Origin of the sequence: Paenibacillus ihbetae (assembly GCF_002741055.1) — a bacterium.
GTDB classification, from domain to species: Bacteria; Bacillota; Bacilli; order Paenibacillales; family Paenibacillaceae; genus Paenibacillus_AQ; species Paenibacillus_AQ ihbetae.
Window position 1 is genome coordinate 448,868 of record NZ_CP016809.1, and the last position, 11,684, is coordinate 460,551.

Below are 11,684 nucleotides of genomic sequence, written 5' to 3' on the forward strand. Positions count from 1 at the left end.
GTAAGCTGCAGGTTATACCAACAGCCCGCCCTTTTTACTGTATTGGACAATCCCCTCAGCCGCGCGATAAGCTAAAGCTCCAACAGTGCCTGTCGGATTGTAGCCGCTGTTATGCGGGAAGGCGGACGCCCCGATGACAAACAAGTTTTCCATATCCCACATCTGCATATAGTTGTTCACTGCCGAAGTGTCGGGGCTTGCCCCCATAATGACGCCGCCGGTATTATGCGTGGATTGGTAAGTCGTGATTTCGTACGGCCCAAGCTCTTTCATTTTCAAAATGCGGTCGGTGCCCATCTCCTTCATAATGTCCCCGCAGCGGTCCGATAGATATCGTGCCAGCTCCCGGTCCTGCTCCTCGAAGTCGAAAGTGATCCGAATAAGCGGATCCCCGAACGCATCCTTGTAGGTCGGATCCAAATCGAGGTAGTGATGCCGAAACGGCATCGAGGAGCCTTGGGAACCGATCGTAAGCACGCTGTTGGCGTATTTCAAGGAATTTGCCTTGAACTCTTTGCCCCAACGCGGTGAATCCTCAGGTACCGGGTTATTCTGAATCGGACGCTGGCCGGTAAACGTATGGGCAATGTTTCCGCCATGGATGAACTTCAGATCGGAGTGATCGAAATTGTCCCCGTTATAATCGTCCACGCAGACGCCGAGACTGCCCGCACCGGCGTACAGGTTGAATTTCTGATCGTCGAAGAAGCCGACCGCATTTCCTTTGATAACCTGATAGGCGTAGTTTTTGCCAATGACTCCCTTACCGGTGGCCGGATCGTACGGCTTGCCAATCTTGGACAGCAGCATCAGGCGGGTGTTATTAAATACATACCCCGTTGAGACCACAATATCCGCAGGCTGCTCAATTTCCTCGCCCGTTGTCATGTCCGTGTACATAACTCCGGTCGCTTTGCCTCCGCTATGTAAGATCCTTCTTACGTAGGAGTGCGTCCGGATTTCGAACTTACCGGTTTTCTTCGCAACCGGAATCACGGTAACGACAGGGTCGGCTTTCGCGCCGTATTCGCAGCCAAACCGCTCGCAATATCCGCAATATTGGCACGCCGCACGCGAAATGCCATCCGGGTTCGTGTAGCTTTCCGACAGGTTGGCGGAAGGAACGGTGTACGGGTGGAGATTGAGCTTTTTCGCAGCCTCCACGAACATCTTCATCGATGGCGTATGGAGCATCGGCGGTGTCGGATACTCGTTCGAACGCTTACCCGCGAGCGGGTTCACCTCGCCTGAGATGCCCGCCATTTTCTCGAATTTATCAAAGTACGGCTCAAGCTTGTCGTAGGTAATTCCCCAATCCTGAATCATCATGCCCGGCGGTATTTTATCTTTCCCATATCGCTCTTCCGTCATGCTGCGGATTTCAAAATCATACGGAAGGAACCGGTACGTCTGCCCGTTCCAGTGTACGCCGGCCCCGCCTACTCCCTCTCCGAGAAGGAAGGATCCATACTGCCGCATAGGCAGGGCACGAATTTTCTCATTGCCCCGGAACGTAATCGTTTCTTTGGATAGGTCCTGCATCAGTTCATAACGAAGGGCGTAACGAAGTTCGTCATGCGCCATATAGTAATCTTCCGTCACTCTTTCTTTTCCTCTTTCCAATCCAACAACGGACAGCCCTTGTTTGGTCAATTCCGAAGCGATAATGCCGCCGGCCCAGCCGACGCCGATTATGACAACATCCGTCTTAGGCAATTTTTTGGCCATTTGGTTACCTCTCTTACGTGTATAGTGATTGAACTACAAGTGATCTCTCAAACTCTGTGGCGGAACAACGGTGTAATCTTTCTCGATAATATTCGTGTACGTCATCTGGTTGCCGGGATAATCCCTCATCGCCCAGCCCTGCATGTTCTTATTGCCGCCATATAAAGGATCGCTGTAGACCCCTTCCAAGGTACTGCTGCGGAGCAGATTAAAGAATCCGCTTGCTGAGATCGTCGTAAGGTTCACTTCATCATTCTGAAATGCGGTCAATACGGCATCCTGCTCTTCAGGAGACAGAGCCGGGAAGTCTTTCTTGTATTTCTTCTGGCTGTAGTTCTGTAGCTCCCGCAAACCGATATAGAAAATCTCCCGCCGGTTAATGCGCCCCTGATACCCCTGCGTCTTCTCACCGACATAGAATGGCGGCTGCATATAGTCTCTGGCATTGAAGCCCCAATCCCCGGCCAGCTGGTGGTCGATAAAAAAAGCTACGCCCAGGTCCTTTGCTCCTGGACCGTTATCATCCGCCGGGAAGATTCGCTCCACAGCGGCTTGCGTAATAGCATACTGCTCTTGCGTGAAAAACATTAAAGCTTCATTGTAGTTCTTTTGTTGCTGCTGCGGGGCCGGCGGCGTTGCCGGCTTGGTTTCCTCCTTCGGGATCAGATATCCTAGCAATCCCCCTAGCACGACGCCTCCGACAGCATAGCCGGATCTCGTCAAGAACTTCCGTCGTGACATTCTTTGCGACTCTTTGGTTTTCGTCGCTTCACGGTTTTCATTTTGTTGTGAATGTTGATCTTGTTCGCTCAAGGCTTTGCACCCCTACTCTAGTTCATTTGGATACCGTTATTGTCCCCAGCAAAATTCCATTCATACATTATTCTCCATCCGGGCATGCTACATTTACCAAACCATATGGAGGCGAATAGTTATGAATCCATTTTGGAGTCGCTGCCAAGCTCCGATTCTAGTATCTGCGCTGCTGCTAGCGCTGACAGCCTGTAATCAAACGGACAATCAACAGAACACGCAATCAGCTCAAAACACACAGTCTGCTCAAAACACGCAGTCTGCTCAGAACACGCATCCAAATGCAACGCATCATGTGCAGGATCCGGGGCTCATCCCGAGCTACCATGGCATGAAAACCCGTACAACCAATGAAAATGGGGAGACGTCAAGCGAAATGGGCACGACCGTATACAGCTTGATCGGCTCCTCCAGCCTGCATGAAGGGGGCGTGTCCTCCCACGTTCAATCAAGACTCGCGGGTCTGGGCATTGAAGGCATTAAGGCATTTGTCGTGAATGACACGATCATTCTGGCACAAGCCGAATCCACCGTGTCTTCAAACCAATATGACCATATCCAGAGGAGGGTATTAAGCCAGATGGACGGTTTATCGGGTAAAGGCGAGCCTGATCCAGGCGTTACAGGGAAAGAAACCTCGCAGACCGATAATCTGTCTCAGGCGAAAGAAGAAGTGAGGAACATGTTTAATAAACATGTGCAAATTCTCACCGTCACAAATCCGGAGGCGCCTGGCCTGATCGACCGGATCGCATCCAAGCTGCATGATTCGCCGCGAGATGCATCCATTGCCGGTGATATCACCAAGCTTCTGCAATTGACTTCGAAAGAACAATAAATGTAGGGGAGTTGATCTTATGCCACTTGGAAACATCGGAGTAACCGGATTGATTCTGATCCTGTTGATCGCCTTGATTATTTTCGGGCCATCGAAGCTGCCTGAGCTGGGGCGGGCTTTCGGACGGACGCTCAGCGAGTTTAAAAACTCGACGCGCGAGCTCGTATCCGCGAACGATACGGAAGAAGGAGACAAGCTGAAATGACGGATCGGGAGCAGGAGCAGCATCTGACGGAGCACTTTATGGAACTTCGCAAGCGGATCATGATTACATTGGGCACCTTCTTGGTTGCCCTCTGTGCCGCTTTCCTGTATGTAGAACCCCTGTACAAAATGCTGACCCGCGATGTCGAGGGTCAGCTTCAGGTTCTGGGGCCTACGGATGTTATCTGGGTGTATCTCATGATTGCGGGCGTGATTGCATTGGCGGTAACAACCCCCGTTGCCGGATATCAGGTCTGGCGGTTTGTCGTGCCGGGACTTCACCCCGTGGAGCGCCGCATTACGCTGGCCTATATTCCGGCCATTGCAGGGCTGTTTGTCATGGGCCTCTCCTTCGGTTACTTTGTGATCTATCCGATGGTGCTTTCCTTTCTGGATTCACTGTCGGACAACTTTATGACCGCATACACGGCGGAGAAGTATTTCCGCTTCATGATCAATATGACCGTACCGTTCGGGGTTCTATTCGAAATGCCTGTCGTCATCATGTTCTTAACGTCGCTTGGTATCCTGAATCCGCTGCGTCTGGCCAAAATGCGAAAAGTTGCTTATTTGCTGCTGACCATTGCGGCCGTGACCATAACGCCGCCTGATTTCGTGTCAGACATTCTCGTGATCGTCCCGCTGTTCCTTTTGTATGAGATTAGTGTCGGACTCTCCCGCCTCGTCTATCAAAGAAGGCTGACAAAGCTCAATCCGATCAGCGAGTGAATGGCGGGTTGGGCAGCGGCAGCGCATGGATGACAACAGAGAAAAGCCGCCATTTGCCGGCGGCTCTTTAGCGTGTCTATAATTTTGTAGGTTCGTCAAGATGCAAGCCTTCCTTCAGACCATCCCTGCAGGTTTATGGACGGATACCTACTTCATTCAGCAGGATGGTTCCGCGCTTGGTCAGGTTGAACTGGAGACGGATCTTGGTTAACTGCTCCGGATTGAAATCCGGATTCATTTTTTTGAAATCACCTAGCTCGAAATCATAGCTCTGAAAGACGGGTTCCGAGGTCTCCCCAAAATTAGATAATGGCCATTTCAGCAGTTTGCCCTTAATGACAGGCGGCAGTTTGGATATATGGCTGAGGGGAAGGCTTGCCTGACGGCCCTTCTTGTCTTCGACGGTAATCGTAAAATTGATCAGCTCTTTCGGATCGCCGTTCTCCTCTTTTCGGCGGGCATCCGCCAGCGAGAATACGATGGAGCTCCCCTCGCCTGTCTTCACCCCTCGTTCAGGGAGCGTAACCGTATAGGCAGCGGGTTCAGCCGAAGCTTTTATTGAATTCCAACCTAAACGGACTGCGCTGTAATCCGCTTCGCCCATTTTGACCCTCACCTTCTCCTCCTTCCATTGCTGGAGGTTCTCGCCCAATAAGCTGCCGCCTGAAATCGTGGTGCTCTGCAGATCAATGTCTTCTTGAAAATCCGCAAGCAGGATCGTTTGCGAATCATTATAATTGCCTACGTACAGATTATCGGGAAGCCATTCCTTGGCGTACCCCAAATCTCTGAACACCTCTCGATATTGCCCTTGGTCCTTCAGCGTGGCATCCAAAAACGAGGATATGAACACTTTCGCAATCGCTTCCTGTTCATCCCGCGGCATGATTTGACGCACGTTAAACAGTTGGTTCCCCAAGCCTGCCACATCTCCTCTGCCCCAGCCTCCGTTAAACTGGCCGTGGTTGGCACCATAAATATAGACCAGGGCTTTCATGTAATCCGTGCCTTCCTCATACCGAATCCGATGATACTGCTTGGCACCGTCCAGGCTGCTGACATCCATATCATGAGCTCCATGCAGAGCCAAATAATTCACATCTTTCAGCGGCAGCGGTTTGCCCTGAGGCTTATATTGCCCGTCCGTGCCGGCTATGGAAACCAGGGAGCGGATCGAAAAGTTATAATCCCACTTTATATGACCGCGATCCGGATGATTCGGGAGCTTGTTGAAGGCTGCGGCGATCGCGACCGCTTCCCCGCCGCGGGAATGGCCGATGAGGGCGATTCTTTCCATATCGACCTTTTGATAAAAGGGATGGTTCGGATCGCTGTTCCAGCCCTTCCAGGTTTTCAAATGCTCCAGCAGCAGCAAGCCTCTTGCCGGATTTTCATTCAGCAGCGGGCTAATCAGGAACAGATCCTCATACGGGGAGAAATTCAGGAAATTTTCATCCACCGACACGAAGATATACCCTTTGCTCGCCAGCAGCTTGCCCAGGTAATCATATCCCGCATCCGAATAATCGTTCATCAAGTGATTGCCATGGACGATGAGAACTAACGGAAAGGCGCCCTCCCCTTCGGGATACCACACTTTTCCGTTTAACGGCATGGCATCGGGGCCAAATCCAAGCGACTTCGTCCGAACGGATGACCATTTGTCGACAAACTCGGAAGCATCCACCGTCTTGGTGGTCAGCGAACCGCTTTGATTGAACTCTTTTCGATAGTTGTCCGGACTTCCGTACAGCAGGACTTTGACTGGATACTCGCCTCGCTCGGCAGGGTTTTTCATCGCAGTGCCCTCATACCGGGCTGAAGTTTTCAGCTGTTTCAAGGTCACGTCCGGAGCGGCTTCATCCCCCGCACGAATCAACCAGAAGCTGCCGGAGCCAATCACGAATGCGATCAGGGACAAACAGGCCACTGCACCAATTTTCCTGGTTTTGGAAGCCTGCTTGTATCTTCCGGTTGCAAAATTATAAACCAATGCACCAAACATAGAAAAAACAACTGCAAACAACACGATGAAAACTACCGATACTTCCAACGGTCCAATGAAGCAAAATAAAAGCATGATAAGGGAGTACAGCAATATCCAAATATAGCGACTTGGCAGTTTTTTGACCCCGTGCAGCAATAATGCAGCCAGGCCGCTTATGAGCGATGCCGCTAAGACAAACAGGAATGTACCTGTGAAAAAGCGGACGAAACCTTGCCCCGTCAATAGATACCTTGCCTGAATAAGGAACAGGATCAATGCGATGAGACCAAGCCCGAGTGACGCTCCCTTCCAACCGGCCGTCAGCGGCTTTATGCGTTTCCTGCAGGTGATCATGCTTCGAATCAAGATCGGGCCCTTCTCTGTTTTTTTCTCTTCTTGTGTCTCCAAGCTCTCCAGTCCTCCTGTATACCCTATATAGTTGGTTCTACATCAGAGATTACCGGACAACTCTTTCATCCCGCTTTCCCTTTTCTTTCAGTAATCTTACATTTCTTCAGGCAGAAAAAGAACGAATGTCGTTTGCCCGTTCGTGGTCAGTGTGATCGTGCCTCCATGCTTTTCAATGACCTGTTTGGCAATGGCAAGGCCGAGCCCCGTACCGCCATCGCTTGTCCGGGCTAGGTCTCCGCGGACAAATGCATCGAACACCGTCCCCTTGATGGCTTCCGGAATGCCGACTCCATCGTCCGACAGGTGAATCTCGACCCCGTTACCCGCAGCTGCCAATTTCAAGCCGACGGTTGTTCCGGGCGGGTTGTATTTCAAGGCGTTGGACAGAATATTGGACACGGCCCGATATAACCAGGTCGCGTTAAATGGGATCCAGATTTCCCGATCGGGAATATCGTAATGGAAATAAAACTTATGTTCCTCGAATACCTCGTAATACTCGGCCGCGATGGCCCTCGTAAATTCCGTTATGTCCGAGGTCTGCACGTCAAAAGGATACTCCGGACTGTCCAGCTTGGACAGCTCAAAGATCCCGTCGATCAGCTCTAACATCAGACTGGCTTTATTGGAAATCATGCTCAGGATTTGCGCCCTTCTCTCTTCCGAATCAACGAGCCCTGCCTCCATCGCTTCGATATATCCCCGAAGGGTGGTCATGGGAGTTTTTAAGTCGTGGGAAATGTCCATCAGCATTCGCTGCTTGCTCTCTTCCAGCTCCCGCTTCTCCTTCTCGATTTGTTCGAGCCGCGCTGCCATTTCATTGAAATCATCCTGAATTTGCGCAAGCTCATAGCTCGCTTGAAAATTCAGCCGTTCGTGGTAATGTCCCCGAGCGATGCTCCGGATGCCGTCTGCAATCGACCGAAGCGGAGTGGTTACCCGGGATGCCGTCCACCTTCCGAAGGCATATACGATGATTGCAAACAAAGCGAGGAACAGCAGCAGCGTTTTCAGAGCCATTCCATAAAATACTTTCACTTTCTCTTGCTCATGCTGTTCGCTGTTCACTCCAGGCGTCGCTGTTGGACCGCCCATAACTTCAGCCTCCTCCGACTTGACCGGTCCGGAAGCCTCCCTAAAGTAATTCACCATTTGCGCATTTAATACGAACAGTGAAAACGCGGCTATTAGCGCAATCGTTATAAAAAAGAAAATATAATGGCGAATGAGCGAACGCTGCAAGCGATTAGAGGTTTTCATGAATGGAGCTCTTCTTTCTTCGCAAACCGGTAGCCGAGCCCGCGAATGGTTTTGATATAGACAGGCTTCCTCGGACAAGCCTCGATTTTGTCGCGCAGCCTGCTGATTTGGACCATGACGGCGTTATCGTCAGCAAGATAATGCTCGTCCCAGGCATACTCAAAAATTTGCTTCCTCGTAAATACGCGCCCCGGCTCCCCCATGAACAGCTTCAATAATTTGTATTCGATCGCGCTCAGCGAAATCGGCGTTCCCTTGATGTATAACGTGCATTCCCGGTGATCCAGCTGCAGGTCCCCGATGCAGGTTTCAGATGCCGGCGCAGCTTCCGACGACTCATTAAACTCATAAGAACGCCTTAACTGAGCCTGTATTCTGGCCATCACTTCCAGCGGACTGAACGGTTTGGACACATAATCGTCGGCCCCCAGCTTCAGACCGGTTATTTTATCGAGCTCCTGATTTTTGGCCGAAATCAGTATGACCGGGATTTTATAATCCTGCCGCATCATGCGGAGCAGCTGGAAACCATCGATGAACGGCATCATAATGTCGAAGAGCGCGAGATCGACGTGCTTGCTTCGCAAATGCGCTAAGGCTGCTTTACCGTCGAAGGCTTCCAGCGTCTGATATCCTTCTGCGTCCAGATAAAGTTTAAGCATATCGATAATATCGGGATCATCATCGACAACAAGTATGGTTTTTGGCATTAAAGCATCCTCCTCCAAGTAGTATATGGTTCTCCTTGGGAGGCTGATTTCCTTTTTTGCGGCTGATCGTCGACTCTTGGGTAGAGGTCCTAGCGACTTTACCAAGGCAGGTTCGAAAAGGCGGGCAAGTCAAATGCCCACTGGAAATTCCGCTTCTTGCCAATAACGACTCGTTTTAACGTAATAGAAGGCGGAATGTTTGTTAAGCCTTGAATCGCAAATTCCAGATTTTCCGACGTTATTGGCTCCCCTTGCGTATAAGCTCCACCGATATGGACCTTGTATTCCCGTCCATTATGATCAACTGCTACCCATTCATCCAGTAAAGGCTGATTCACAAATCTACCTTTTGCGTACACAGCCATAACTTGTTCTCCCGTAGAAGGATCTTTCAGAAGTGAAGATTTTGTAAACGTAAGAGTGTCTCCTGCATCATTCATCACAGCTGGTCTCTTATCCAGCTCCTTCGGGTTAAACTGAATGGCGCCTTCGTTGGTGAAACGCATGACCAATCCGTTGACGACCACCCTCATATGACGTGAATCCGGAGGAATTACGGCCGAATCGAATTCATTGGACCATTCCAGAGTCCCGCTTGAAGTATTCATTTGCTGCGTTTCCACTTTTTTAACATAGGATCCGATGGTCTTATACCCGTTACCTTCCTCAATCTTCACATCATACAAAACCTCCAGTCCGTCATGCCAGTTGGGCGGGACCTGTTCGAGCATCTGAGGAGCCAGGGATACCGACATATCCAAGCGCACACCATTTGGTGTAACTAGAAGCTGTTTCATGTCCATATTGAGCCCATCCTGCGGTGAATATGTACTCTCTAAAGGTTTTGATACCGATAATGATTTGGCCTTTGTCATATCCAGCGTCAACTCCAAAGGCCAATTAACCAGGACACGTTCTTCCGGTTGTTGTTCTGGATCAACTGCTACTTCTTCTGCTTTCCCGTGGATAACAATGTGATCCGGAACGGTGCCGTCGAATACATAAACATAATCCTGTATTCCCGGATCCGTATTGCGAAGATACCTGCCGGGAATTGCAACTTGGCGTCCCTGCGTGTCCGTAATCAAGAACGGATCGCGCACGCTGTATTTTAGTGAACGGCCATCCGGTCCGAATTGCTTTGTCACGATAACGATATGGGAACGGTCCTTCAAAACGGCCAAGATTTCCAGCGAGAATCCGTCATCTTCAACTTTGACGTTCTGCGTTTGAAGAAGACCGAACTGTTGAGCCCTTTCATATTCCTCATTCCATAACCAATCGCTGCTGGTGGACAACGGGTCGCTCCCTTGGTTAAGCTGCTCACCGATCATTGAGGTACGATCTGGCGAGGTCTGCCATACCATATACGCTCCGCCCATAAGAATGACGACAGCAGCTCCAGTCATCACTATTCGACGAAATACCTGCTTGAGAGCCGCTTTCCTTTTCAAGTCTCCAAACGGCCTTTTCGGATCCATTTCGATGTGTTCTATTGCTTTCATCACGTTTGAAGTAAATTCGGGATCCGGTTCTTCCTCATATATTTTGGAGCCCCAACACTCCTCGTCACTAGCCTTTAGTATAGGTCTCAAACCATATCCCTCCCTTGTTCTCGATTTGTTTCTTAAGACTCCTTTTACCTCTGTGCATGGCATTTCGAACTTGGTCAGCGTTTAATCCGGTAATCTCGCAGATTTCTTCATATGTCAAGTCATTCGTATACTTGAGAAGCAGCACCAATCGATACTTAAGAGGCAATTCCTGAAGCTGTCGGTAGATTTCCCGCTGCATTTCCTTTTGAAGGACAAGCTGTTCAGGCGTATGCTGATGGCTTGGTTCATGGATGCCTTCATCATTTGAAGCAGAACGGATTCGATTTCGGCGCTGAAGATCCTTCACCGCATGAACGACGATTCTATATACCCAGGCCGAAAAATGCCCCTCGTCCTGATAGTTCGCCAAGCTGCGGTAGATTTTAACAAATGCTTCCTGGGCTATGTCCTGAGAATCCTGATGATTTAACCCCATACTCCGGATGATTCCGTATACTTTAACTTTGTAACGATCGACGATAACCGCAAATAATTGCTTCTCGCCTTCGACGATACGACGAATGATCTCCGATTCGGCAGAAGGTTCGGTCAAGTGTTTCACCTCATTTCCCTGCTCATTTAGTACAACCTATAAAACGCAAGCAGTCCCTCAAACTTCTCAGTCTAGTTAAAAATAAAAACATAAAAAAGAACCCTCCGAAATCGGAAAGGCCTTCCATCTAACCATTTAGCGTCGTCCAACAAAACCATACAAGAGCAGCTGGATAAGCTCAGCCATCTTCTCTCTATAATTTCCGGATCTAGCCCAAGATGCTTGGAGCGTTCCTACGGCACTTAATATTTCCAAGAGCGTTTCCAGCGTAACCGAAGCGTGAATTGCCCCCTCCTTCCTCCCCAGCTCAATAAACTCCTGGATAAGCTCAATTCTAATTTGATTGGTGCTTTCACTATATAAGCTTGCAAGCACCTGATCTTCAACGGCACCCGGTGTCCCAAGCAATTGATAGTCCTGTTCGGCACAAATCTCCAGTACCTGGGATAGCTTGTCCCTGAAGTCGATATTTTGATTCAACAGCTCCTTCGCCCTTCGGATGGTATGCTGCATCAGAACGTTAGCACATTCTTTGACCACCCCTTCTTTACTGCCGAAATAGTTGTACAGGGATACCGATGATACGCCGGATTCCTCGGCGATGTCCTTGATGCTGACATGGATGAAGCCTTTTTCTTTAAAAAGCTTTAATGCCGCATGAATGATCGCATCCTTCTTCTGCCGCGTTCTGATTTCGAATTTGTTCATCCGCCTTCACTCGCTTCCAAATGTCATCACTTCAGATAGTTTAACATAAACACAATAATTTTTAAATTTCGCGAGTAATATTTAAAAACCTGTTGACATCCCGGTTGGTATCCATATAGAATCAAGCTGTAATTTTTAAATTTCGAAG

11 protein-coding genes are annotated in these 11,684 nt (G+C 49.6%); 3 read left to right on the plus strand and 8 right to left on the minus strand.

The window, feature by feature from the left end; genetic code table 11:
- Positions 1–12: 12 nt before the first annotated feature.
- Together BBD41_RS01935 and BBD41_RS01940 are read right to left on the minus strand one after the other, a co-directional pair.
- Positions 13–1,728 (minus strand): GMC family oxidoreductase, encoded by a 1,716-nt coding sequence (locus tag BBD41_RS01935; protein ID WP_099476530.1) that lies wholly within the window; start codon positions 1,726–1,728, stop codon positions 13–15.
- A 33-nt stretch (positions 1,729–1,761) separates the two neighbouring features.
- Positions 1,762–2,541 (minus strand): gluconate 2-dehydrogenase subunit 3 family protein, encoded by a 780-nt coding sequence (locus BBD41_RS01940; protein WP_418304242.1) that lies wholly within the window; start codon positions 2,539–2,541, stop codon positions 1,762–1,764.
- Between the two features lie 121 nt (positions 2,542–2,662).
- Between BBD41_RS01940 and BBD41_RS01945 the strand changes: the two genes are divergently transcribed.
- Genes BBD41_RS01945 through tatC form a run of 3 tightly spaced genes read left to right on the plus strand, consistent with a single transcriptional unit; the run spans position 2,663 to position 4,312 of the window.
- Complete coding sequence (locus BBD41_RS01945; RefSeq protein WP_099476532.1) at positions 2,663–3,379, plus strand: hypothetical protein; 717 nt, start codon at positions 2,663–2,665, stop codon at positions 3,377–3,379.
- Between the two features lie 19 nt (positions 3,380–3,398).
- A complete protein-coding gene (gene tatA / locus BBD41_RS01950) occupies positions 3,399–3,584 on the plus strand; it encodes a twin-arginine translocase TatA/TatE family subunit (protein ID WP_007128362.1) in 186 nt (61 codons plus the stop codon).
- Complete coding sequence (gene tatC / locus BBD41_RS01955) at positions 3,581–4,312, plus strand: twin-arginine translocase subunit TatC (RefSeq protein ID WP_077565762.1); 732 nt, start codon at positions 3,581–3,583, stop codon at positions 4,310–4,312. The genes tatA and tatC overlap by 4 nt, the downstream gene beginning before the upstream one ends.
- 133 nt (positions 4,313–4,445) lie before the next feature.
- Here tatC and bahA read toward each other — a convergent pair whose 3' ends face one another.
- The 6 genes from bahA to BBD41_RS01985 all read right to left on the minus strand — a co-directional run bounded on the left by bahA (position 4,446) and on the right by BBD41_RS01985 (position 11,536).
- A complete protein-coding gene (bahA, locus tag BBD41_RS01960) occupies positions 4,446–6,653 on the minus strand; it encodes a bacitracin amidohydrolase BahA (protein ID WP_418304265.1) in 2,208 nt (735 codons plus the stop codon).
- Positions 6,654–6,803: 150 nt separating this feature from the next.
- On the minus strand, positions 6,804–7,970 hold the full coding sequence (locus tag BBD41_RS01965; RefSeq protein WP_077565758.1) for a HAMP domain-containing sensor histidine kinase: 1,167 nt from the start codon (positions 7,968–7,970) through the stop codon (positions 6,804–6,806).
- On the minus strand, positions 7,967–8,680 hold the full coding sequence (locus BBD41_RS01970) for a response regulator transcription factor (protein ID WP_099476534.1): 714 nt from the start codon (positions 8,678–8,680) through the stop codon (positions 7,967–7,969). Before BBD41_RS01970 ends, BBD41_RS01965 begins: the two co-directional genes overlap by 4 nt.
- A 98-nt stretch (positions 8,681–8,778) precedes the next feature.
- Entirely contained in the window at positions 8,779–10,275 is a 1,497-nt protein-coding gene (locus tag BBD41_RS01975; RefSeq protein WP_077565755.1) for a hypothetical protein, read from the minus strand.
- A complete protein-coding gene (locus tag BBD41_RS01980; protein ID WP_077565754.1) occupies positions 10,253–10,828 on the minus strand; it encodes an RNA polymerase sigma factor in 576 nt (191 codons plus the stop codon). Before BBD41_RS01980 ends, BBD41_RS01975 begins: the two co-directional genes overlap by 23 nt.
- Positions 10,829–10,963: 135 nt before the next feature.
- On the minus strand, positions 10,964–11,536 hold the full coding sequence (locus BBD41_RS01985; RefSeq protein WP_077565753.1) for a TetR/AcrR family transcriptional regulator: 573 nt from the start codon (positions 11,534–11,536) through the stop codon (positions 10,964–10,966).
- Positions 11,537–11,684: the final 148 nt, after the last annotated feature.

Bases quoted from the DNA above. Each gene is read 5' to 3' on its own strand.
- BBD41_RS01935 (WP_099476530.1), bottom strand. From the start codon at position 1,728: ATGGCCAAAAAATTGCCTAAGACGGATGTTGTCATAATCGGCGTCGGC.
- BBD41_RS01945 (WP_099476532.1), top strand. From the start codon at position 2,663: ATGAATCCATTTTGGAGTCGCTGCCAAGCTCCGATTCTAGTATCTGCG.
- tatA (WP_007128362.1), top strand. From the start codon at position 3,399: ATGCCACTTGGAAACATCGGAGTAACCGGATTGATTCTGATCCTGTTG.
- tatC (WP_077565762.1), top strand. From the start codon at position 3,581: ATGACGGATCGGGAGCAGGAGCAGCATCTGACGGAGCACTTTATGGAA.
- bahA (WP_418304265.1), bottom strand. From the start codon at position 6,653: ATGATCACCTGCAGGAAACGCATAAAGCCGCTGACGGCCGGTTGGAAG.
- BBD41_RS01965 (WP_077565758.1), bottom strand. From the start codon at position 7,970: ATGAAAACCTCTAATCGCTTGCAGCGTTCGCTCATTCGCCATTATATT.
- BBD41_RS01970 (WP_099476534.1), bottom strand. From the start codon at position 8,680: ATGCCAAAAACCATACTTGTTGTCGATGATGATCCCGATATTATCGAT.
- BBD41_RS01985 (WP_077565753.1), bottom strand. From the start codon at position 11,536: ATGAACAAATTCGAAATCAGAACGCGGCAGAAGAAGGATGCGATCATT.